Here is a 21,248-nt window from a genome sequence, read left to right as displayed (position 1 = left end):
CCGTTTGGGTTCAGTCCAAAGGCCAGGTTTCGCGGCTTGCTGCTCTTACCGCCTGCGCCGATTCGAGCGCCAGGGCATCCTGGGCGCGTTGACGGCACAGCTGATAATCGAGGTTGCGCACCCGCGCCTTGATGCCCGGCACCGAAACCGGATCGACCGACAACTCGGTCACGCCGAGGCCGATGAGCAGCGGCATTGCAAGCGGATCGCCCGCCAGCGCGCCGCACACGCCGACCCATTTGCCGTGTTTGCCGGCGCCTTGCACGGTGGCCGCGATCAGGCGCAGCACAGCCGGATGCAGGCCGTCCGCCTGCGCGGCCAGGTCGGCCTGGCAACGGTCCATCGCGAGCGTGTATTGCGTCAGATCGTTGGTGCCGATCGAGAGGAAATCCGCGTGTTGCGCCAGTTGATCGGCGAGCAGCGCCGCCGACGGCACTTCGATCATTACGCCGACTTCGATCGGCTCCGTGCGGCCCGACTCGCGCGCGAATTCGTCGATACGCTTGCGGATGCGGATCAATTCGCCGACATCGGTCACCATCGGCAGCAGAATGCGCACGGCACCGAGCGGACGCACCGCGAGCAGACCGCGCAACTGATCGTCGAGCAGATCCGGGCGCACTTGCGCGAGGCGGATGCCGCGCAGGCCGAGCGCGGGATTCGGCTCGGGCGGCAGCGTCAGGTAATCCACTTCCTTGTCCGCGCCGACATCCAGCGTGCGGATGATCGCGGTGCGGCCGCTCAACGCATCGACGATTGCCTGGTAGCTCTGACGATGTTCGTCCGTGGTCGGCGCGGCGGCGCGGTGAATGAACAACAGTTCGGTGCGCAACAGGCCGACAGAATCGGCGCCGTTTTCGACGGCGGTTTTCGCGTCGTCGAGCGTGGCGATGTTCGCGGCCACTTCGATTGCACGGCCATCGGACGTGACGGCCGCCTGCTGCGAGGTGCGGCGATTGGCTTCGCGTACACCGGCAAGACGCGAGCGCTCCAGACGTGCGCGTTCGACGTCGAGCTCGGTCGGTGCGAATTCGAGGCGCCCGGTCGTGGCGTTCACCACCACTTGCGTGCCTTCAGGGATTGCATGCAGCGCGTCGCCGACTGCCACCAGCGCGGGAATGCCTGCCTGACGCGCGAGGATCGCCGCGTGCGAGGTCGCGCCGCCACGCGCCATCACCAGTGCGGTAACGCGTGAGCGATCCAGCGTCGACAGATCCGACGGCGTGAACTCTTCCGCTGCGAGCACCGCTTCTTCCGGCAACGTGCGCGACGCGGCGTTCGTATAACCGAGCGCGCGCAGAACACGCTTCTCGATGTCCCGCAGATCGGCGGCGCGTTCCGCGAGCAACGCGTCTTCGATTTTCGCGAGGATGGCGATCTGCGCACGGATCGCTGCGCGCCATGCAAAGCCGGCGCTCTTGCCGAGGCTGATCAGATCGCGCGCGGCGTCGAGCAGCGTGGGATCTTCGAGCAGCACGCGGTGCACCGCGAAAATGCCCGCTTCGCCGACCGCGCCGCGTTGCGATGCGTCACGCACGGTCGTGCCGAGGTCCGCATCGACAGTGGCAATCGCCTTGTCGAGCAACCGGCTTTCCGCAGCCGACGTGCCGGCCGCCTTCTCCGGCGGATCGATATCCGCGTCGTCCCAGCGCACCAGCTTGCCGACCGCGACGCCCGGTGCGGCGCAGACGCCGGCAAGCGTATTCGGGGCGAGCGCTTCGTCTGCCGCATGCCCCACGGCCTGCGGCGCCGGCGAACTTTCACGCGCGGGTTTTTCTTCCGCTTCACCCTGTGCTTCACGCGTCAATTCGTGCGCAATGGCTTCGATCGCGGCTCTGGCTTGCGGACCGATGCCGAGCAATTCGACCGTCGCGCCTTCACCTGCGCCGAGTCCCAGCAAACCGACCACGCTTTCGATCGCCGCCTTACGCCCTTCGTAACGCACTTCGACGCGTGCATCGAAACCGCGCGCCGCTTCACGGGCACGCGCCGCCGGACGTGCATGCAGACCGCCCGCATGGACCAGCGTGACTTGCTGACGCGCTTCTTCCGCGACGTTCGTCGCACTCGCCTGACGCGAAGCCTCGGCCGCCGCGCCACCGCGCGCGCGCAGCACCAGCAGCGGCGTTTCGCCCGCCTTCAGCAGGCCGCCTTGCACGCGCTCGACGATTTCGAACGCATCGGAATTGGCGATCGCGACCACAGAAACAAGGCTCGGCGCATTCAGCGCCACCTGATCCTGGTCGAACTCGATCAGCACCTGGCCGGCTCGCACGTGGGCGCCTTGCGCGACCATCGGCGCAAAGCCCTTGCCGTTCAGCGCAACCGTATCGATACCGATATGCAGCAGAATCTCGGCGCCTTCGGCAGTCGCCAGCGTCACCGCGTGACCGGTGCGCGCGAGATGCGTCACGGTGCCGTCGCAGGGCGCGACGAGCCGGCCCTCGAGCGGATCGATGCCGATGCCGTCGCCGAACATGCCGCCCGAAAACACCGGGTCGGGCACGTTCGCGAGCGGCACGACCGGACCGGTCATGGGCGCGAGTAAAACGATATGGCCTTCAGAATGGCTCATCAAGCGGGACTCCTCGACACGTCGCATCTGATTTCTCGTCAGTGAGTTTCGGTGACTTTGTTGAGATGGCGCGGCGCATCGGGATTGCGCCCGCGCGCGGCGGCAAGGCCGGCTGCCATCACGTAAAAGGACAGGATGGCGGCGATCGGATCGAGCGCCGCATGAGCGGTGATGGCGAGCGGCAGCGTGGCTTCCGGCACGTCGGCCGGCGCCGCGAGCAGAACACGGGCGCCGCGCGCCTGCATGTCGCGCGCGAGTTGCAGCAAGCCGGCCTGTTCCGGACCGCGCGGTGCGAAGACCAGCAGCGGGTAGTCGCGGTCGATCAGTTCCATCGGACCGTGACGCACTTCCGCGCTCGAAAACGCTTCGGCCTGAATGCCGGAGGTTTCCTTCAGTTTCAACGCGGCTTCCTGCGCGATTGCAAGACCCAGACCGCGACCGATCACGATCATGCGCTCCACGCCGCGCAATTCCTCCACGGCATTCGACCAGTCGAGCTTGCCTGCCGCACGCAGTGCTTCGGGCAGCGTCTTCAACGCCGCGAGCAGTTCGGCGTCTTTCTGCCAATGCGCGACGAGTTGCGCGGAAATCGACAGCATCGCGATATAGCTCTTGGTGGCCGCGACGCTCAGTTCCGGACCGGCGACGAGCGGCAACTCGAATTCGCACGCGTCGGCCAGGGGTGAGCCCGACACGTTGACAGCGGCTACCGTCAAGGCGCCCGCTTTGCGCAGCGCTTCCATCGTGCCGACCAGATCCGGGCTCTTGCCCGATTGCGAGAAGGCCAGCGCGAGCTGATCGCACACCTGCAGCGGCGCTTGCTGGAGCGTGGCGACCGACATCGGCAGCGAGGCGACCGGCACGCCGAGGCGGCTCATCGTCAGGCTGGCGAAGTAACTCGCAGCATGGTCGGAGCTGCCGCGCGCGACCGTCAGCGCGACATGACGCGGCTGCTGCGCAAGCTTCGCCGCCAATGCCTCGACGCGCGAGGTATCCATGAGTTGCGCGGCGACCGTTTCAGCGGACGCCAGCGCCTCTTTAAGCATATTCGACAATTGCTTCTCCTTCGACGTAAGTCGCGCTCAACGCCAGTTCACGATCGAACACGACCACGTCGGCCCATGCACCGCGCGCGATGCGGCCGCGGTCTTCGATGCCCAGGTAGTCGGCGGCGTAGCGCGACAAACGGTTCGATACATCGGCGATCGGCAAGCCGATCGACACGAGATTGCGCAGCGCCTGATCCATCGTCAGGGTGCTGCCGGCGAGCGTGCCGTCGGCGAGACGCACGCCGCCGAGGCACTTCGTCACATGCTGGCTGCCGAGGCGGTATTCGCCGTCGGGCATGCCGGTGGCCGAGGTGCTGTCCGTGACCACGTAGAGACGCGGAATCGCGCGCAACGCCGCGCGGATCGCACCCGGATGCACGTGCAGCAGATCGGGAATGATTTCGGCGAACTCGGCGTGCGCGAGCGCCGCGCCGACGAGTCCGGGATTGCGATGGTGCAGCGGCGACATCGCGTTGAACAGATGCGTGAAGCCGCAGGCGCCGTGCTTGAGCGCGGCGACGGCGTCGTCGTAGGTGCCGAGCGAATGGCCCAGTTGCACGCGCACGCCGCGCGCCGCCATCTCGGAGATGATCTCCATATGGCCGGCAATCTCCGGCGCCAGCGTGACCACGCGAATCGGCGCGATGGACAGATACTTCAGCACTTCGTCCATTACCGCCGAGACCGCCGCGTCCGGTTGCGCGCCGAGCTTGCCGGGATTGATGTACGGCCCTTCCAGATGCACGCCGAGCACGCGCGCGCCGCCCGGCGTGCGGATCCGCGCGTTGTGGCCGAGCCCCGCAACGACGCTCATCAATTCGTCGCGCGGCGCGGTCATGGTGGTGGCGAGCAGGCTTGTCGTGCCGTAGCGCGCATGCGTGCGGGTGATGGTTTCGATCGCGCGGTCGCCTTCCATCACGTCGGCGCCGCCGCCGCCATGCACGTGCAGATCGATGAAGCCGGGCAGGATGTACGGCGCGTCGTTGGTCGACGGATCGACGCGGTCGCCGGCGAGCGCCGTGATGCGGCCGTTTTCGTATTCGAGCGTGCCGTGAATCCACCCATCGGTGGTGAGTATGTTTCCGGTCAGCATGAGTCTCTCTGGTGAGGCGTGATACGGGGCGTGACTGAATGGCGCCTGAGGGCGGCTGCGCACGCTGGCTGCGCAGCTTGAGTTGCAGGCTTCGAGCGCTGCCTGGTCGAGCCGATCAGGTGCGCAATTCAGCGACAAAGTCGTAGTAATCGTCGCGGCAATACGTGTCGGTGAGCTCGATTGCGCGCTGGTCGGCGCTATAGCCAATACGGGTAATGACCAGCAGCGCCGAGCGCGGTTCGATATCCATCAACGCGGCGATCTCGCTCGAAGCGTTGACCGCGCGAAAGTGCTGCAGCGCGCGCACGACCGCCGCGCCACGATGTTCGAGATAGCTGTAAAGCGAATCGCCGATGGCTTGCGGGTCGGGCACGATCGCGGCCGGCAGCGCCGAATGCTCGACCGCCATGACGATGCCGTCCGCGCGCCGCAAGCGCCGCAGACTCGCCACCGCCGCGCCGGGCGACAGCCCGAGATGAACCAGTTCGTCACGGTTGGCGGCGCGGATATCGCGCTCGAGCCATACCGAATCCGGCCGGAAACCACGCTGCTGCATCTTCTTCGTGAAACCGGTGAGCCGCGAGAGCGGGTCTTCGACGCGCGGCGTGATGAAACTGCCCGCGCCACGCGCGCGCCGGATCAGGCCTTGCTCGACCAGCAACTCGATCGCCTTGCGTGCCGTGATGCGCGACACGCCGATCGCGTCCGAAAGCGTACGCTCCGAGGGCAGCGCCTCGCCCGCCGACCACACGCCGCAATGAATCGCTGTCGCAAGATTGCGCGCGAGCTGCAAATAGAGCGGCGTGACGTTGCGGGCGTCAGGCATCAGTGCGGACCAGCGAGTTTCCATGAGACTCCGGCGGCCGTCGCGAAAAGGTAGGCCTACGAAAAATGAGAGCCCATTATATAACCAACATAATACCAGTCAATCGACTGGTTCCATGTTGGTATGATGCCGTGCAAAGCCTTGCCGGATAAGGCTCGAAGGGGTATTTGCAGGGGTTGGGGAGGGGTTTTCGGGACTCAGGATTTACCCGCATTCGCCGCTCAGGAAGGCGGCCAGGTGGTGCAAATACGCTTTTCAGCCCGCCAGAACGGGAGCCGTGATCGATACCTTTTTAATACCACTTCAATCGGGCCCTTGCTGGAGCGGCTTTTGCAAAGGGGGGCGTTCCAATATAGTGCTGGGTAGCAAGCCACAAAAATTCCCCCGGGGAGCAGCATTTGACCGATTCCGAGGCGCGGCGGCGTGCTCAGGCCGTCCGCCATTTCAACCGCTTCTACGCCCAGCACATTGGCGCACTCCACGAGCATCTGGCAAAGAGCGCCTTCTCACTCACAGAGGTGCGCGTGCTGCACGAACTCCACCGGGGGCGCGCGCAAACCGCCTCGGTGCTCGGGCGCGCCCTCGGTCTCGACAGCGGTTATCTCAGCCGCCTGTTGACCAGTTTCGAACGACGCAATCTGATCACGCGCCGCCCGTCCGACACCGACGCGCGCCAATCGCTGATCGCGCTCACGGACAACGGCTACGCCGCCTACGCGCCGCTCGATACCGCGGCGATCGAAGAAGTGTCGACGCTGCTCGCCGGACTCTCGCCGCTCTCGCAGGATCAGTTGATCGCTGCGATGAAAGTGATCGAACGGCTACTCGGGACCGAGCCCAGGCACGAACTCGTGACGCTCCGCCAGCCGCGCGCGGGCGAATGCGGCTGGCTCGTGTATCGGCAGGCGCAGTGGTTCGCCGCGCAATACGGCTGGGATCAGTCGTTTGAAGGATTGCTCGCGCGAATCGTCGCCGATTACACGCAACGCAACGATCCGCTGCGGGAGATGTGCTGGGTGGCCGAGCAGGAAGGCGTGGTGGTCGGCTCGGTCTGCATCGTCGGAGTGTCGACGACGGTGGCGGGCGTGCGGCTCCTGTGGGTGGAGCCGGACGTGCAGCGTTTGGGGATCGGCAGCCAGTTGTTGAGCGAATGCATGCGCTTCGCAAGGCGCGCGGGCTATACCAAGCTCACGCTGACAACGGCCACCTCGCTGGAACAACCACGGCGCCTGTGCGAGCGCGCCGGCTTCAGGCTTGCCAGCGCAGCGGCTGAGCGCCGCTTCGGCCGGGACCTGACGATCGAGCGATGGGAGCTGGATCTGTAGAAAAGCGTCGCGGCTTAAAACGACGGCACCACCGAGCCCTTGAACTGCGTCTTGATGAACTGGCGCACGTCTTCCGACTGATACGCGGCAACCAGCTTCCTGACCCACGGCTTGTCTTTATCCTGCGTGCGCACGGCAATCAGGTTCGCGTACGGGCTATGCACGTCTTCGAGCGCGATCGCATCTCTGGTCGGCTGCAGGCCGGCGGCCAACGCGAAGTTCGTGTTGATCGCGGCGGCGTCGACATCCGACAGCGAGCGCGGCAGTTGCGCGGCGTCCAGTTCGATCAGCTTGATCTTCTTCGGATTTTCCGCGACGTCGAGCGGCGTCGCGTTATTGCCGTTCGTGCCGGCGCCGGCCTTCAGCTTGATCACGCCTTGCGTTTGCAGCAACAGCAGCGCGCGATTTTCGTTCGACGGATCGTTCGGCACCGCGACCTTCGCGCCTTGCGGCAGATCCTTCAACGACTTCAGCTTCTTCGAATAGATGCCGAGCGGCGAGATGTACGTGAGGCCGACGTTGACGATCCTGTAGCCGCGCTGCTTGATCTGGCTGTCGAGGTACGGCTGGTGCTGGAAGCTGTTCGCGTCGAGATCGCCGGCGTCGAGCGCGGCGTTCGGCTGCACGTAGTCGTTGAATTCGACCACCTTCACGTTCAGGCCTTCGCGCTTCGCCACTTTCGTGACGACTTCCCAGATTTGCGCGTCCGGGCCGCCGATGGTGCCGACCTTGATCACTTTGTCGTCGGCGTGCGCGCCGAAGCTGGTGACGATCGCCGCGCCGGCGATGACTGCTGAGAGGGCTTTGAGGATATTTCTGCGCTGCATGTGATTCTCGCTGTTTCTGATCGAAGGCTTTGTCGACGAGTTTTTCGACAAGTCATCGATTTCTGATCGATGTCAGATTCGGGTGGAAGCCGGCAGCAAACATTGCTTCTGGCAATGCGTCGCCAACTGGACCGCAAATGGTCTCATACGCCCGGCGAGATGGGAAATACCTCGATCGCATATGGTTATGCGCGTTGGACCGGGCGAGACCGCGTGTGCGCGGGAGCGAGCGGTACGCGGTCCGCCGCGGTCAGAATGTGGTCAGAACGCGGTCCAGTCGTCGTCGGACTGGGTGGCCCTGGCGGTCTCGGCTGCTGCGCGCGGCGCGGCGGCCGGCTTCGCGCTCGCGACAGGCGTGGCCGATGCCGATGCCAGCGCAGAGACCGACGCCGATGCGCCGGCTGCCCTTGCTGACGCCGGCAGCTTAGGCTCCGCGCGTGCCGATGCCGGCGCAGATTGCGATCCCGCGCCGATGTCGCGCGCTGTCGCCGCCTGGGTCACCGTCGCCGTCACTCTGCGCGCCGCCACCACAGCCGAACCCTGCGCGCCATCTTCAGCACCATCCACGCGAAACGCGTTCACTGCTTCACGCAGGCGCCCCGCCTGATCCTGCAACGAAGCCGCCGCGGCCGCCGCCTGCTCGACGAGCGCCGCGTTCTGCTGCGTCACTTCGTCCATCTGCGTGACGGCGCGGCCAACCTGCGAAATGCCGCTGCTCTGCTCTTCGGATGCCGCAGCGATCTCACCCATGATGTCGGTCACGCGCTGCACGGCTTGCAGAATCTCGCCCATCGTCGTGCCGGCCTGCTGCACGAGGGTCGAGCCGTTGTGCACGCGCTCCACCGACGCGCTGATCAACTGCCTGATCTCCTTGGCCGCGGTTCCCGAACGCTGCGCGAGGCTGCGCACTTCGCCCGCGACGACGGCAAAGCCGCGCCCCTGCTCACCGGCACGCGCAGCTTCGACGGCCGCGTTCAGCGCAAGAATGTTGGTCTGAAAAGCAATGCCCTCGATCACGCCGATGATCTCCGCAATCTGCCGCGAGCTGTCGTTGATCTCGCCCATCGTGCCGATCACGCGGCTCACCACGTCGTTGCCGCGCGTCGCGATTTCGGACGCGTTATGCGCAAGTCCGCTCGCCTGCCGCGCGTTGTCGGCGTTCTGCTTGACCGTTGCGGTGAGCTCTTCCATGCTCGCCGCCGTTTCCTGCAGCGAAGCGGCCTGCTGCTCGGTGCGCTGTGACAGATCGCTGTTGCCCGCCGCAATCTGCTGCGTAGCCGATGCGATGGATTCCGCCGAGCGACGAATCTCGCCGATGGTCCGCTGCAGCCGATTCTGCATTTCGTTCATGGCCGCCATCATGCTGGTCTTGTCGTGCGGACGAACCTCGACCACCTGCGTCAGATCGCCTTGCGCAATACTCGCCGCGAGCCGCGCCGCCTGGCCGGGCTCGCCGCCGAGACTCGCGCGCACGTTGCGGATGATCAGCAGCATCGCCAGCGAGATGACCGCGCCGATCACCAGCACGACGGCAAGGTGACCCAGCAGCGTTTCGTAGTAGGCCGTGTCGATGTCCTTGATGAACACGCCGCTCGTGATGTTCCAGTCCCACGGCGCGAAGCGCACCACGTAGCTGAGTTTCGGCACTGCCGTTTCGCTGTGCGGCAGGCGTCCGCGATACTGCGCGAAGCCGCGCCCGCTCGCCTTGGCCGCGTCGACGATCGCCACGTACAGGAGCTTGCCGTCCGGGTCCTTGAAGTCGCCGACCGCCTTGCCGGTCATTTGCGGCAGCGTGGGATGCATCAGCACCACCGGCTTCGAATCCATCACGAACAGATAGCCGGATTCGCCGTAACGCATGGCCGCGAGACGGGCGAGCGCTTCGCGCTGCGCATCGGCTTCGCTCATCCTGCCGCTTTGCGAAAGCGCGTAATAGCCGCTCACGATGCCTTGCGCCGCATCGACCAGATTCACCATGCCCGCCTTGCGCTCGGCCAGCATCGTGCCGCGCGTTTCGACCGCGCTCCACACCCCGACACCCAGCAGGCCCAGCCAGACGAGCGCGAGCGACAACCATAGTTTGCGATTCAAACTCATCCTGCTCATTGTTGTGGTCTCTCTCGTGTGAGTCATATTCCGTTCGCAGTCGCGAGCACGCAGTGCCGCGTTGCGCGCAAACGATTGCCACCGATATAACGGCACTGCGGACGGCCGACTTGAGAGATGCTGTAAGGAAACCGTCGGCATGGACCCGCGGCGTGCGGGCTGGCTGATCGCGCGCAGTGAGTCGCGCTCTGACCGATAATCGAGGGCTTCGCCGCACGTTCCGGCGGCTCATTTCACTGCTCGAGAGAACAGCATGTACGTCATCGACCTCATCTACACCGCATCGCTCGATCGCATCGACGACGCGCTGGAAGCGCATCGCGCGTTTCTGGCGCGACAGTTTGAAGCAGGCGTGTTTGTCGCCGCAGGGCCGAAGGTGCCGCGCGACGGCGGCATCATTCTGGCGGTGCGGATCGAGCGCGATAAGATGGATGAGATTCTCGCCAGCGACCCGTTCGCGCAGCAAAACCTTGCGCGCTACGAGGTGACGGAATTCAGGACGACGCGGCTTGCGGCGGGATTGAATCTGCCGATTCCGGCTTGAGCGTGGTAAAGCGAGGGGCGTTGAAAGCGGGCGCGTGATGTGACACGGCCCGCACGGGTCGGTGCGTCAGTCGAGCAGCAGCTTGATATCGTGAACCCACGGCGTTGCGCCCTGGCCGTCACGGGCGAACAGACGCAGCTTGCCGTCCGTGTCGAACACGTAGCTCGCTGCCGTGTGGTCCATTGTGTAGCTGTCAGGTGTCTTGCCCGGCACCTTCGCGTAGTAGACGCGGAAGTCTTTCGTGATCCTGGTGAGTTGCGCCTGATCGGCCGGCCGCAAGCCGACGAACGTCGGGTTGAACGCCGGCACGTATTGCGCGAGCAAGGCCGGCGTATCACGCTCGGGATCGACGGTGACGAACAGCACCTGCACGCGCTTCGCGTCTTCCGGGCCGAGTTGCTGCAACGCCTGCGAGAGCTCGGCCATCGTGGTCGGACAAACATCCGGGCAATGCGTGTAGCCGAAGAACAGCACCACCACCTTGCCTTTGTAGTCCGCCATTGTGCGGATGTGACCGGACGTGTCGGGCAACGAGAAGTTGCTCGCGAATTGCGTATTGCCGGTGATGTCGAGATTCTGGAACGCCGGCGGCTGCTTGCCGCAGCCCGCCACCAGCAAGGCGCCGCCGAGCGCGCAGGCTATCACGGCAGCACGCGCCGTACGCGCGAAGCGGTTTTTGAGCATGGTATTACGCGCCGATCAGGACGCGCGCATAGTGGTCGATCAGCAGCGCCGCAAACAGCAGCGAGAGATAGACGATCGAATAACGGAAAGTCTTGCGCGCCAGATCGTCCGAGTACTCCCGATAGATCTTCCACGCATAGGCAAGGAACAAGGCGCCCAGCAGCACGGCCGCCGCGAGGTACACCACGCCGCTCATGCCGGAGATGAAGGGCATCATGGTGACCGCGAACAGGATGACCGTGTACAGCAGAATATGCAGGCGCGTGTACTTCTCGCCGTGCGTGTTCGGCAGCATAGGCAGGCCGGCGTTTTCGTAGTCTTTGCGGCGATACAGCGCGAGCGCCCAGAAATGCGGCGGCGTCCACACGAAGATGATCAGCACCAGAATCCACGCGTCGCCCGGCACATGGCCGGTGACCGCCGCCCAACCGAGCGCCGGCGGCATGGCGCCCGAGGCGCCGCCGATCACGATGTTCTGCGGCGTGGCAGGCTTGAGCAGCAGCGTATAGATGACCGCATAGCCCACGAACGTGGCCAGTGTGAGCCACATGGTGAGCGGATTGGCGAACGTGTACAGCGTCCACATGCCGAGGCCGCCGAGCACGGCCGAGAACAGCAGAATCTGCGCGGTGGTGATTTCGCCGCGCGCGGATGGACGCCACGAGGTGCGGCGCATCTTCGCGTCGATTTTCTGTTCGACGAGGCAATTGATGGCGAACGCCGCGCCGGCCAGCAACCAGATGCCGACCGTGCCGCCGATCAGCGGAGTCCACGGCACCATGCCGGGCGTCGACAGGAACATGCCGATGACTGCGCAGAACACGGCGAGTTGCGTGACGCGCGGCTTCGTCAGGGCGATGTACTGGGAGACCCGGCTACCGGGCGTTTGGGAAAGTGTTGTGCTGTCCATGTGGAGTCACGCTGGCGCGGCATCGCGCGCTGGGAACACGGCGCGGCCGGGACGGCTATAAGCGATCCGAAAGTTTAACATAACGAGCAGAAGCAGCAGGATCGCGGCCCCACCGTTATGCGCCACCGCAATGGGCAACGGCCATTGCAGAACGATGTTCGACAGCCCTGTGATGAACTGGATCAGCACCACCAGCAGCACGCCGTTGGCCGGCCGCCGCAGCGACTCGAAGCGGCGCAGCTTCAGCGTCAGCCACACCAGATAAGCGACCACGACGATAGCGAACGTGCGGTGCGTCCAGTGAATCGCCACCAGCGCGTCCTGGGTAATCACGTCGCCGTCGCCGGTCATGCCGAGCGCGCGCCACAGGTGGAAGCCGTGCGCGAAGTCCATCGGCGGAACCCATTGGCCGTTGCAGGTCGGGAAATCGGTGCATGCGAGCACTGCGTAGTTCGTGCTGACCCAGCCGCCCAGCGCAATTTGCGCAATCAGCAGCACCAGACCCGCGAGCGCGGCTGCGCGCCAGCGCGCGGCTTCGGGCTCGTAAGCAGGCAACGGCGTCTGCCGCGCGGCCAACCAGCCGAGCGTGCCCAGCAGCGCGAGGCCGAGCAGCAAGTGCGTCGTCACGATGACCGGTTGCAGCTTCATCGTCACGGTCCAGGCGCCGAACGCGCCTTGCACCAGAATCAGCAGCAGCAACGAGGTCGGCCACCACGGCGACACGTGCAACGGACGCCGTTTGACGCGCGCCGTCCAGGCAATGATGGTCTGCGCGATGATCAGCACGCCGATCGCCATCGCGAAGTAGCGGTGGATCATTTCGATCCACGCCTTCGTCATGCTGACGGGCCCGGTGGGCATTGCCTGATGCGCGGCCGTGATCGCCGCATGCGCGATGAACGGCGACGACGTGCCGTAACAGCCCGGCCAGTCCGGACAGCCGAGCCCCGAATCGGTGAGCCGCGTGAAGCCGCCGAACATCACCAGATCGAGCGTGAGGAAGGTGGTGAGCCAGACCAGCTTGCGGAATTTGTTGTCGTCGGCCTTGACCCACACGTAGGACAGCGGCAACAACGCGATACACAAGCCGATCAAAGCCAGTTGCAGTACGAACATCTCTTTTACCCAGGTTGCGGCATCAGCCGATACTCGACCATTTGAGCAGCTTGGTCACGTCGCCCTTGATCTTGCTGGGGTTCGGATCTTTCGGGAATCGCATCATCAGGTTGCCGTTCGGATCGACCATGTAGATGTGGTCGGTGATTTTCGTGCCGCTCTCCGTAGGCAGCCACGCGGCCACCTGCGCCGGATCGGCGATCATCATGTTGGTGTCGGGATAGGCCTTTTGTATCACGTCTGCGACGTTGCCTGCATCGGTGCGCAACCACACTTCCACGACGCGCTCGCGTTCCGGGCCCTGAGCTGCGCGGATTTGTCGCATGAAGTAGAGCTTGGTGACGCACGCCTTGTCGCATGCAGTGTTGTCGACCGAGATCAACAGCCAGTGGCCGCGCAGGGTGGCGAACTTGACGGGCTTGCCGTCTTCGCCCGTGACCACGAGCGAATCGGGAATCGGGCGTTGCGGTTCGACCAGCGTGCCGTAGCTCGTGCTGCCGCCGGTCGGCTTGATCACGTAGTACGTGAAATACGACACGGCGATCGGCGCGGCGCAGATGATCGCGAGCAGCAGCAGGATCCAGCGGCCGCGCTCCCACGAGCCTTTGCCGTTGGGCTGGCCGGGCATGACTTTGGGTGCGGCGGGTTTGCCGGCTTGCGGCGAACGGGGAGATTGCGTCGACACTACAGGACCTCTTTCATTGATTGCACGGCTTCGCGGCCCGGCTCTGGCCGCGAAGCCGCATGGGCTGCGTTACACGCCCGGCGCGTGCTCTTTCTTCGCGGCGCGGCGCGCGGCATACAGGCCGAAGACCAGCGCCGCGGCCGCCATGCCCCACCACTGGAACATGTAGCCATAGTTGCGCTCGACGCCGTTGGTAGGCGCGGGCCAGTCGCGCACCAGTTGGTCGCCGTCGTCGCTCAATTGCTGGATCACGAACGACTGCAGCGGCAGGCCGGTTTCCGCGGCGTACGCGGCGGTGTCCAGATTCTGGCGGATCAGCTGATGCTCGGCCGAACCACCCTGCCCCAACTCGAAAGCACGCGACGCGTCCGCCCGCGCAATGCCTTCGATTTCGATTTCGCCTTGCGGCGTCGTGTACGGCGCGATGGTTTCGCGATTGTTCATGTTGCGCGGCAGCCAGCCGCGATTGACCAGCACGTAGCCGCCGTCGGCCAGTTTAAAAGGCATCACGACGTAAAAGCCCGGCTGGTCGTTATACGGACGATTATCGAGGTAGACGACTTTATCCGCGACGAAACTGCCGCGCGCCTTCACGTGATGAAACTCGATGTCCTTCAGTTCGACCGGCGCGGCGCTCACCGGCTGCGCGGGCGCGTTCTCGAACTGCGTGATGCGCGCTTCGAGCGCTTCCTTCTGATGCGCGCGGTCGCGCTGCCAGAAACCCAGCCGCACGGTTACCACGATCACCAGCAGAATCAGCAGCGCGGGCACGAGGCGAATCTTCATCGGGCACGCTCCAGGGCCACTCGCGGCGTTACGGGAGCCGTGCGGCAAACGCCGGCGCGCGGTGCGATAATAAACGTCTTGCCTCTGCGCTTCCTGATTTCAGCTGGTTCCATGCACATTCTCGTTCCCATCGCCTTCGTCCTGATCATCGCCAGCATGGTGTCGGCGCTGTACTTCATGATGCATGACAAGGGCAAAACCAAGCGGATGGTCTGGTCGCTCGCCACGCGGGTGGGTCTGTCGATCTCGCTGTTCCTGTTCATCCTGTTCGCTCACTGGATGGGCTGGATTCAATCGACCGGCATTCCCTACGGGCGCTGAGCCCGGCGGAACTCTCTCCACGCCGCCAAACAAAACGCCGCCCTGACAGGGTCGAGGGCGGCGCTGCATAAGTCTTGCGTACTGCTCGTGCGCCGCGTCCCGAAAGACGTTGCGCGAATGGCCCGCACATGCGGGGTTGCCGGCCGGCGCAGGCCAGACTGCGTTACAGCCAGTACACGACGACGTACAGCCCGAGCCACACGACGTCCACAAAGTGCCAATACCAGGCCGCGCCTTCGAACGCGAAGTGATGGTCCGCCGTGAAGTGACCGCGGATCATGCGCACCAGCACGACTGCCAGCATCGTGCCGCCGAGGAAAACGTGGAAGCCGTGGAAGCCCGTCAGCAAGAAGAACGTGGAACCATACACGCCCGACGACAGCGTCAGATTCAGTTCGTTATAGGCGTGGAAATACTCGAAGCCTTGCAGGAACAGGAAGCAAACGCCGAGCACGAGCGTTGCAGCCAGCCAGATGATCGCCTTCTTGCGGTGATTTTCACGCAGCGCGTGGTGCGATACCGTCAGCGTCGCGCCCGAGGAAAGCAGCAGCGCGGTGTTGATGGTCGGCACCGGCCACGGTTGCATCGACTTGAAGGTCGAGACCAGCGCTGCCGGACCGTTGTTCGGCCACACCGCCGAGAAGTCCGGCCAGATCAGCTTGTAATCGAGGCTGCCCAATTGATGCAGCGCGATTTCACGCGCATAGAACAGCGCGCCGAAGAACGCACCGAAGAACATCACTTCGGAGAAGATGAACCAGCTCATGCTCCAACGGTACGACTTGTCGACATTCTTGCCGTACATGCCGCCTTCCGACTCGGCGATCGCGTCGCCGAACCAGTGCCACAACGTAAAGAGCAGCCACAACAAACCGGCGACAACGCCGATCGGCGCCCAGTCATGTTCGTTGATCCAGGCCGCAAGCGATCCGAGCATGACCAGCAACCCAGCAGCGGCGCTGATCGGATGCCGCGACGGATGCGGTACGAAATAGTACGGGCTCTCGTTTTGACCGCTCATTCTTGATTCTCCACTTCAGTCCAGTTGTTCCGGAATCTCCGGCTGTATCTTCGGCGGCGCGTCGATACCGCACCGCTTCTCTCTAATTCCTGGGCGCTGCTTCGCCCGATTCCATATGTGCGCGTGGTGCTTCAACCTACCACGGCGCGTACGATCAGAATCAGCACCACGATAAAAATTGCCGCACAGATCAACGCTGCGGCGATCACGTGCAACGGGTTCAGTTGCGTGGCGTCCGCCTCCAGATCGCGGCGCTTGCGCACCCCGAAAAACGACCAGAACACCGCACGCATCGACTGGCCAAAACTGCTTCTGCGCGGGCTGCCGCCGTTGTCGCTCATCTTGTTTCGTCTTCCTTCGTCTGCGGCGCAAGCCTTCAGGCGGGATTGGCGGCGGTGGCCGCCGTGTTTGCCGTGGGCGCCGCGCTTCCGGCTGTCGCCGACACCGGCGTATTCAATTCAAAGAACGTGTACGACAACGTGATCGTTTTCACGTCCTTCGGCAACTTCGGATCGACCACGAACACCACCGGCATCCGTTTCGTCTGATTCGCCGTCAAGGTCTGCTGCGTAAAACAAAAACACTCGATCTTCCTGAAGTACTCGGTGGCCTGCTTCGGCGCGTAGCTCGGAATGGCTTGCGCCTGAATCGTGCGCGCCTGTTCGTTGCTCACCTCGTACATCACCGTTGTCACTTCGCCCGGATGCACGTCGAGACTGCGCTGCTCCGGCTTGAAACCCAGCGGGCCGCGCGCGTTCGCGTCGAATTCGATCGAAATCGTGCGGCTCATGTCGACCTGCGTGTTCTTCGCCTCGCGTACCGTGACATCACGCTGCACGAGGTTGTTGATGCCGGTGATCTGGCAGATCGCGCGGTACATCGGCACCAGAGCGAAGCCGAAACCGAACATCATCAACGCGACGATGAACAGCTTGATCAGCATCGGACGGTTAAAAGAACGGTCGGCCTGAGCCGGTGGTTGCGTCGACATCTCAATCCTCAACAAACCTGCAAACAGACTTGAACCGTTCCGTCAGGAGAACCACTTCTGATGAATGATGACGCTCGCGAAAAAGACCGCGGCGATCACGAACATCACGAAACCGATCCGCCGGTTGCCCGCGCGAATCTGCTCGGGCGTACGTCTTTCTTGAGGATTGCGCGCCATGCTCGACTTTCTGAATACGTTTCGTGACTCAGGTACCGCCGCGACTTTCGTGGCTGCCGGCTCCGGCGGCGCGCTGCTGCGCCACCCGAGCCGGCACCCCACCGTACGCCAATTACTCGACGGTCGGCGGGTTTTCGAACGTGTGGAACGGAGCCGGGCTCGGCACGGTCCATTCGAGGCCCGTTGCGCCGTCCCACGGCTTGTCGCCGGCCTTTTCGAGTTCGCCACCGCCACGATAGGCCGGCAGTGCAACCGCGAACAGGAAGTAGACCTGCGCCAGACCGAAGCCGAACGCGCCGATCGTGATGACCTGGTTCCAGTCCGTGAACTGTGCCGGATAGTCAGCGTAACGACGCGGCATACCGGCAAGGCCGACGAAGTGCATGGGCAGGAACGCGAGGTTGAAGAAGAACATCGACGCCCAGAAGTGAATCTTGCCGCGCGTTTCGTTGTACATCCAGCCGGTCCACTTCGGCGCCCAGTAATACCAGCCGGCGAACAGCGCGAAGAGCGAGCCCGCCACCAGCACATAGTGGAAGTGCGCCACCACGAAATAAGTACCGTGATACTGGATGTCGAGCGGCGCCATAGCCAGCATCAGGCCCGACAGGCCGCCGAACGTGAACACCAGCAGGAAGCCGACCGCGAACAGCATAGGCGTTTCGAAGCTCAGCGAACCGCGCCACATCGTCGCGACCCAGTTGAACACCTTCACGCCCGTCGGCACGGCGATCAGCATGGTTGCGTACATGAAGAACAGCTGGCCCGTCACCGGCATGCCGGTGGCGAACATGTGGTGCGCCCAGACCATGAACGACAGAATCGCGATCGACGAGGTTGCATACACCATAGAGCTATAGCCGAACAGCGGCTTGCGCGCGAACGCCGGAATCACCTGCGAGACGATCCCGAACGCCGGCAGGATCATGATGTACACCTCGGGGTGCCCGAAGAACCAGAAGATGTGCTGGTACATGACCGGGTCGCCGCCGCCTGCCGCGTTGAAGAACGACGTGCCGAAGTGACGGTCGAACAGCACCATAGTGATCGCGCCTGCCAGAACCGGCATCACGGCGATCAGCAGGTACGCGGTGATCAGCCACGTCCAGACGAACATCGGCATCTTCATCAGCGTGAGGCCGGGGGCGCGCATGTTCAGGATCGTCACGACGATGTTGATCCCGCCCATGATCGACGAAGCGCCCATCAGGTGGACCGCGAAAATCGCGAAGTCCATGCCCGGGCCCATCTGCGTGGACAACGGCGCGTAGAGCGTCCAGCCCGCGGCGGTCGCGCCGCCGGGTGCGAAGAACGAACCGACCAGCAGGACAGCCGCCACCGGCAAAAGCCAGAAGCTGAAGTTGTTCATGCGGGCGAAAGCCATGTCCGATGCGCCGATCTGCAGCGGCACCATCCAGTTCGCGAAGCCGACGAAGGCCGGCATGATCGCGCCGAACACCATGATCAGGCCGTGCATGGTGGTCAACTGGTTGAAGAACTCGGGACGCATGATCTGCAAGCCCGGCTCGAACAGTTCGGCACGGATCATCAGCGCCATCACGCCCCCGGAGAGGAACATGGTGAACGAGAAGATCAGGTACAGCGTACCGATGTCCTTGTGATTGGTTGCGAACAGCCAACGGCGCCAGCCATGCGGCGTTTCGTGGGCATGGTCGCCGTGCACGTGCTCGTGGCCCGCGACTACATCGTGTCCGATGCTAGACATGACAATCTCCTAAAGCGAATACTGCGGTGCTGACCATGAACACGTCAGGCAGCCGGGCTGATCTGAACACGCCGGGCTTCTTTCGCGTCGCTGCCGCCCGTGATCGTTTCCGGCTTCTTCAAAATAATATGGTCTTCGGCAATGCCGGCTGCTTTCAACGCGTCGCGCACGGCTTCGGCACGGCTCTTCGCGAGTTTCGCGTTGAGGTCCGCGGAACCGGTGGCGTCGGTGAAGCCCGACAGCGTGAATTTCGCGTCCGGATGCGACTTCGCGTAGGCCGCGGCCGCCTCGACCGCCGCTTTCGCCTCGGCCGGCAGCGTGCTCTTGCCAGTGTCGAAGTAGATGCTGGCCGGAAGTGTTGCCTGCGCTGCCGCGCTGTCCGAGCCGGCCGCTGCCGTTTCCGCACCCGAGGCGCCCGAAGCCGCCTCTGCACCGCTCGCTGCCGCGCCCGCGTCGGCCAGATGGTTGCCGCCTTCCGGCAGCTTGCCGTTACGCGCGTCCGCAACCTGCTTGGGCTGGAGAATGTCGCCGGTGTGGTTGCCCCACGAATTACGTTCGTACGTGATGACCGAGGCGATTTCGACGTCGTTCAGCGTAGGCGCCCACGAAGGCATCGCGTTCTTGCCCTTCAGCACCAGGCTGACGTGCTCGGCGATCGGACCGTTGGCGATCTTGCTGCCGTCGAGCGCCGGGAATGCGCCTGCACCCTTGCCGGTCGGCTGGTGGCAGACCGCGCAGTTCGCCGCGTACACCTTGCCGCCGCGTTCCATCAACTCGGCCATCGTGTAGGTCTTGTTCGGATCGTCCTGGCCGGCGGCCATTTTCTTCTTCTGCGCGTCGACCCACTTCGCGTAGTCGTCGGCGGACAGCACTTCGACCACCACCGGCATGAACGCGTGTTCCTTGCCGCACAGTTCGGTACAGAAGCCCCGGAACGTGCCGACCTTCTCAGCCTTGAACCACGTGTCGCGCACGAAACCCGGAATCGCGTCCTGCTTCACGCCGAAAGCCGGCACGTACCAGGAGTGGACCACGTCGTTCGCGGTGGTGATGATGCGGATTTTCTTGTCGACCGGAACGACCAGCGGATTGTCGACTTCCTGCAGATATGTGGTGGAGATCGGCTGGCGACCGTCGGTTTCCGCACGCGGCGTGGCCAGCGTGGACAGGAAGCTGATGCCTTCGCCCGGGCCCTTCACGTAGTCGTAGCCCCATTTCCACTGATAGCCGGTGACCTTGATGGTGAGGTCGGCATTCGTGGTGTCTTTCATCGCGACGACGGTCTTGGTGGCGGGCAGCGCCATCAACACCACGATGATGAACGGCACGATCGTCCAGATGATTTCGACGGTGGTGCTTTCGTGGAAATTCGAAGCCTTGTGGCCTTTCGATTTGCGGTGGGCAAAGATCGAATAGAACATCACGGCGAACACGCCGACGAAAATCACCGTGCAAAGCACCAGCATGAACATGTGGAGGCTGAAGAGCTCCTCAGCGATTTTCGTCGCAGGCGGCTGGAGATTGATCTCGTTGACGGCAGGGCCGCCCGGAACATCGCCCACTGCCAGGGCGGCACCGGCGAAAAGCAGTCCGCTCATCGCCAGCACGCCCATGAGGGCTCGCTTGATTGTTTTCATAGCTTCCTTACCCAAAATTTCCATTCAAACCCTCGACCCCGCTGGCAGGTTGCCTCGCGCTCCCCGTGAACGCCGCGCCTCTCAACACGTCTAACAACGTGTGAGCCACATACGCAATTCGCCTGCGAACTGCGCGCGCCGATACTGCGCGAGATGTTGCCCGATCATGATCGTCTGGCCGCGCGAGACCAGTTTGATCCGGTCGCGCGGCGTTGCGCCCGCCTCGATCCGCACCCAGCGCGGATTGAACTCGAACTGCGTGAGCTGCTCGGCGCTGACCTGCTCGATGACGAGCCGGTTCTGAAACAACCGGATGCGCTCGTAATCCACAGCATGACGCGCATATATGGCAAACGCGACGCCCACCGCCAGCAATTCGATACCGGTGAACGGCAACACCAGCCAGGCGCCGACCAGAACCAGCATGAAAGCAATTGCCAGCGAGAAAAACGCAAGCGACACGTAGAAACATATGAACTGCCGCGGCGATATCGAACAGTTGCGTTTCATCGTCCAGTCTTTGAGAACTGGTTCTGAATCCGTCAGCAGATCTGATGCTTCCATCGCTGCCTCCCGCGAATCGCCGCCTGCGGTCATTGCTTGCGACCGCTATTCTGGCCGAGCGACCACCGTCACGTCATCTTATCTTGCTGCCCTGTGCCTCGGGCCTGCCGCCCCAAATGTGGGAACTCCGGGCGACAAACTGACGCATTATAGGCGCGATCCATAGCATCCACAAGCAAGCGTCGATTCGCCCACAAGCCAGGCGCGACAAGCCTCCGCGCGGTTTTGACGCACCTTTTGCGGGTCTTTTGAAGCGCTAATTTCAGGCATAACAGATGCCGTCTT

21 protein-coding genes are annotated in these 21,248 nt (G+C 63.7%); 3 read left to right on the top strand and 18 right to left on the bottom strand.

The genetic code is table 11. The features are described from left to right. Positions 1 to 10 precede the first annotated feature (10 nt). The 4 genes from ptsP to BXE_RS01525 all read right to left on the bottom strand — a co-directional run bounded on the left by ptsP (position 11) and on the right by BXE_RS01525 (position 5,567). Complete coding sequence (gene ptsP, locus BXE_RS01540; RefSeq protein WP_011486680.1) at positions 11 to 2,575, bottom strand: phosphoenolpyruvate--protein phosphotransferase; 2,565 nt, start codon at positions 2,573 to 2,575, stop codon at positions 11 to 13. Positions 2,576 to 2,613: 38 nt separating this feature from the next. Next, positions 2,614 to 3,621, bottom strand: a complete 1,008-nt coding sequence (locus tag BXE_RS01535) for an SIS domain-containing protein (RefSeq protein WP_011486679.1) — start codon at positions 3,619 to 3,621, stop codon at positions 2,614 to 2,616. After that, on the bottom strand, positions 3,614 to 4,717 hold the full coding sequence (gene nagA, locus BXE_RS01530) for an N-acetylglucosamine-6-phosphate deacetylase (protein WP_011486678.1): 1,104 nt from the start codon (positions 4,715 to 4,717) through the stop codon (positions 3,614 to 3,616). Before nagA ends, BXE_RS01535 begins: the two co-directional genes overlap by 8 nt. 115 nt (positions 4,718 to 4,832) lie before the next feature. Further along, positions 4,833 to 5,567, bottom strand: coding sequence for a GntR family transcriptional regulator (locus tag BXE_RS01525; RefSeq protein WP_007179442.1), 735 nt, complete (start codon positions 5,565 to 5,567; stop codon positions 4,833 to 4,835). A gap of 374 nt (positions 5,568 to 5,941) precedes the next feature. Between BXE_RS01525 and BXE_RS01520 the strand changes: the two genes are divergently transcribed. Beyond that, positions 5,942 to 6,868: a bifunctional helix-turn-helix transcriptional regulator/GNAT family N-acetyltransferase gene (locus tag BXE_RS01520; RefSeq protein WP_011486677.1), complete on the top strand. Its 927-nt coding sequence runs from the start codon at positions 5,942 to 5,944 to the stop codon at positions 6,866 to 6,868. 14 nt (positions 6,869 to 6,882) lie between these two features. Here the strand turns inward: BXE_RS01520 and BXE_RS01515 are convergent, their stop codons facing one another. Both BXE_RS01515 and BXE_RS01510 read right to left on the bottom strand, forming a co-directional pair. Beyond that, a complete protein-coding gene (locus BXE_RS01515) occupies positions 6,883 to 7,695 on the bottom strand; it encodes a MetQ/NlpA family ABC transporter substrate-binding protein (RefSeq protein ID WP_011486676.1) in 813 nt (270 codons plus the stop codon). A 261-nt stretch (positions 7,696 to 7,956) separates the two neighbouring features. Beyond that, complete coding sequence (locus BXE_RS01510; protein ID WP_081435474.1) at positions 7,957 to 9,801, bottom strand: methyl-accepting chemotaxis protein; 1,845 nt, start codon at positions 9,799 to 9,801, stop codon at positions 7,957 to 7,959. Positions 9,802 to 10,054: 253 nt separating this feature from the next. On the opposite strand from BXE_RS01510, the gene BXE_RS01505 reads away from it, so the two are divergent. Next, the gene (locus BXE_RS01505) at positions 10,055 to 10,345 is read left to right on the top strand and encodes a YciI family protein (protein ID WP_011486674.1); all 291 of its coding nucleotides are present in this window, start codon (positions 10,055 to 10,057) and stop codon (positions 10,343 to 10,345) included. Between the two features lie 66 nt (positions 10,346 to 10,411). On the opposite strand, the gene BXE_RS01500 is transcribed toward BXE_RS01505, so the two are convergent. From BXE_RS01500 to BXE_RS01480, 5 genes are all read right to left on the bottom strand, one after another. Then, positions 10,412 to 11,029 carry an SCO family protein gene (locus tag BXE_RS01500; protein WP_011486673.1) on the bottom strand — a complete coding sequence of 206 codons (618 nt, stop codon included), beginning with the start codon at positions 11,027 to 11,029 and terminating at the stop codon, positions 10,412 to 10,414. Positions 11,030 to 11,033: 4 nt separating this feature from the next. Then, positions 11,034 to 11,939 (bottom strand): heme o synthase, encoded by a 906-nt coding sequence (gene cyoE, locus BXE_RS01495; protein WP_011486672.1) that lies wholly within the window; start codon positions 11,937 to 11,939, stop codon positions 11,034 to 11,036. 6 nt (positions 11,940 to 11,945) lie between these two features. Next, entirely contained in the window at positions 11,946 to 13,055 is a 1,110-nt protein-coding gene (locus BXE_RS01490; protein ID WP_011486671.1) for a COX15/CtaA family protein, read from the bottom strand. Positions 13,056 to 13,077: 22 nt separating this feature from the next. Further along, positions 13,078 to 13,740: an SCO family protein gene (locus BXE_RS01485; protein ID WP_011486670.1), complete on the bottom strand. Its 663-nt coding sequence runs from the start codon at positions 13,738 to 13,740 to the stop codon at positions 13,078 to 13,080. A gap of 69 nt (positions 13,741 to 13,809) precedes the next feature. Continuing rightward, positions 13,810 to 14,526, bottom strand: a complete 717-nt coding sequence (locus BXE_RS01480; protein ID WP_011486669.1) for an SURF1 family protein — start codon at positions 14,524 to 14,526, stop codon at positions 13,810 to 13,812. A gap of 111 nt (positions 14,527 to 14,637) precedes the next feature. Between BXE_RS01480 and BXE_RS01475 the strand changes: the two genes are divergently transcribed. Then, positions 14,638 to 14,847, top strand: coding sequence for a twin transmembrane helix small protein (locus BXE_RS01475; RefSeq protein WP_007179452.1), 210 nt, complete (start codon positions 14,638 to 14,640; stop codon positions 14,845 to 14,847). 163 nt (positions 14,848 to 15,010) lie between these two features. On the opposite strand, the gene BXE_RS01470 is transcribed toward BXE_RS01475, so the two are convergent. The 7 genes from BXE_RS01470 to BXE_RS01440 all read right to left on the bottom strand — a co-directional run bounded on the left by BXE_RS01470 (position 15,011) and on the right by BXE_RS01440 (position 20,963). Continuing rightward, a complete protein-coding gene (locus tag BXE_RS01470) occupies positions 15,011 to 15,868 on the bottom strand; it encodes a cytochrome c oxidase subunit 3 (protein WP_007179453.1) in 858 nt (285 codons plus the stop codon). A 131-nt stretch (positions 15,869 to 15,999) separates the two neighbouring features. After that, complete coding sequence (locus BXE_RS01465; RefSeq protein ID WP_011486668.1) at positions 16,000 to 16,209, bottom strand: DUF2970 domain-containing protein; 210 nt, start codon at positions 16,207 to 16,209, stop codon at positions 16,000 to 16,002. A gap of 35 nt (positions 16,210 to 16,244) precedes the next feature. Further along, on the bottom strand, positions 16,245 to 16,859 hold the full coding sequence (locus tag BXE_RS01460) for a cytochrome c oxidase assembly protein (RefSeq protein WP_011486667.1): 615 nt from the start codon (positions 16,857 to 16,859) through the stop codon (positions 16,245 to 16,247). 42 nt (positions 16,860 to 16,901) lie between these two features. Then, entirely contained in the window at positions 16,902 to 17,036 is a 135-nt protein-coding gene (locus tag BXE_RS47035; RefSeq protein WP_007179456.1) for a cytochrome oxidase small assembly protein, read from the bottom strand. Positions 17,037 to 17,148: 112 nt separating this feature from the next. After that, complete coding sequence (gene ctaD / locus BXE_RS01450) at positions 17,149 to 18,762, bottom strand: cytochrome c oxidase subunit I (RefSeq protein ID WP_007179457.1); 1,614 nt, start codon at positions 18,760 to 18,762, stop codon at positions 17,149 to 17,151. 44 nt (positions 18,763 to 18,806) lie between these two features. Then, entirely contained in the window at positions 18,807 to 20,423 is a 1,617-nt protein-coding gene (coxB, locus tag BXE_RS01445) for a cytochrome c oxidase subunit II (protein WP_011486666.1), read from the bottom strand. A 66-nt stretch (positions 20,424 to 20,489) separates the two neighbouring features. Then, complete coding sequence (locus tag BXE_RS01440) at positions 20,490 to 20,963, bottom strand: DUF2244 domain-containing protein (protein ID WP_011486665.1); 474 nt, start codon at positions 20,961 to 20,963, stop codon at positions 20,490 to 20,492. Positions 20,964 to 21,248 lie beyond the last annotated feature (285 nt).

Source organism: Paraburkholderia xenovorans LB400 (assembly GCF_000013645.1).
Taxonomy (GTDB): Bacteria; Pseudomonadota; Gammaproteobacteria; order Burkholderiales; family Burkholderiaceae; genus Paraburkholderia; species Paraburkholderia xenovorans.
Note: the sequence above shows the minus strand (reverse complement) of the source record. Positions and strands in the feature narration are given on the sequence as shown.

What these genes read in the sequence shown, in the direction of transcription:
- coxB (WP_011486666.1), bottom strand. Translation starts at nt 20,423, where the DNA reads ATGGAAATTTTGGGTAAGGAAGCTATGAAAACAATCAAGCGAGCCCTC.
- BXE_RS01500 (WP_011486673.1), bottom strand. Translation starts at nt 11,029, where the DNA reads ATGCTCAAAAACCGCTTCGCGCGTACGGCGCGTGCTGCCGTGATAGCC.
- BXE_RS01525 (WP_007179442.1), bottom strand. Translation starts at nt 5,567, where the DNA reads ATGGAAACTCGCTGGTCCGCACTGATGCCTGACGCCCGCAACGTCACG.
- BXE_RS01460 (WP_011486667.1), bottom strand. Translation starts at nt 16,859, where the DNA reads ATGTCGACGCAACCACCGGCTCAGGCCGACCGTTCTTTTAACCGTCCG.
- BXE_RS01535 (WP_011486679.1), bottom strand. Translation starts at nt 3,621, where the DNA reads ATGCTTAAAGAGGCGCTGGCGTCCGCTGAAACGGTCGCCGCGCAACTC.
- BXE_RS01490 (WP_011486671.1), bottom strand. Translation starts at nt 13,055, where the DNA reads ATGTTCGTACTGCAACTGGCTTTGATCGGCTTGTGTATCGCGTTGTTG.
- BXE_RS01480 (WP_011486669.1), bottom strand. Translation starts at nt 14,526, where the DNA reads ATGAAGATTCGCCTCGTGCCCGCGCTGCTGATTCTGCTGGTGATCGTG.
- BXE_RS01510 (WP_081435474.1), bottom strand. Translation starts at nt 9,801, where the DNA reads ATGAGCAGGATGAGTTTGAATCGCAAACTATGGTTGTCGCTCGCGCTC.
- BXE_RS01465 (WP_011486668.1), bottom strand. Translation starts at nt 16,209, where the DNA reads ATGAGCGACAACGGCGGCAGCCCGCGCAGAAGCAGTTTTGGCCAGTCG.
- BXE_RS01440 (WP_011486665.1), bottom strand. Translation starts at nt 20,963, where the DNA reads ATGGAAGCATCAGATCTGCTGACGGATTCAGAACCAGTTCTCAAAGAC.
- BXE_RS47035 (WP_007179456.1), bottom strand. Translation starts at nt 17,036, where the DNA reads ATGGCGCGCAATCCTCAAGAAAGACGTACGCCCGAGCAGATTCGCGCG.
- cyoE (WP_011486672.1), bottom strand. Translation starts at nt 11,939, where the DNA reads ATGGACAGCACAACACTTTCCCAAACGCCCGGTAGCCGGGTCTCCCAG.
- BXE_RS01505 (WP_011486674.1), top strand. Translation starts at nt 10,055, where the DNA reads ATGTACGTCATCGACCTCATCTACACCGCATCGCTCGATCGCATCGAC.
- ptsP (WP_011486680.1), bottom strand. Translation starts at nt 2,575, where the DNA reads ATGAGCCATTCTGAAGGCCATATCGTTTTACTCGCGCCCATGACCGGT.
- BXE_RS01475 (WP_007179452.1), top strand. Translation starts at nt 14,638, where the DNA reads ATGCACATTCTCGTTCCCATCGCCTTCGTCCTGATCATCGCCAGCATG.
- ctaD (WP_007179457.1), bottom strand. Translation starts at nt 18,762, where the DNA reads ATGTCTAGCATCGGACACGATGTAGTCGCGGGCCACGAGCACGTGCAC.
- nagA (WP_011486678.1), bottom strand. Translation starts at nt 4,717, where the DNA reads ATGCTGACCGGAAACATACTCACCACCGATGGGTGGATTCACGGCACG.
- BXE_RS01470 (WP_007179453.1), bottom strand. Translation starts at nt 15,868, where the DNA reads ATGAGCGGTCAAAACGAGAGCCCGTACTATTTCGTACCGCATCCGTCG.
- BXE_RS01515 (WP_011486676.1), bottom strand. Translation starts at nt 7,695, where the DNA reads ATGCAGCGCAGAAATATCCTCAAAGCCCTCTCAGCAGTCATCGCCGGC.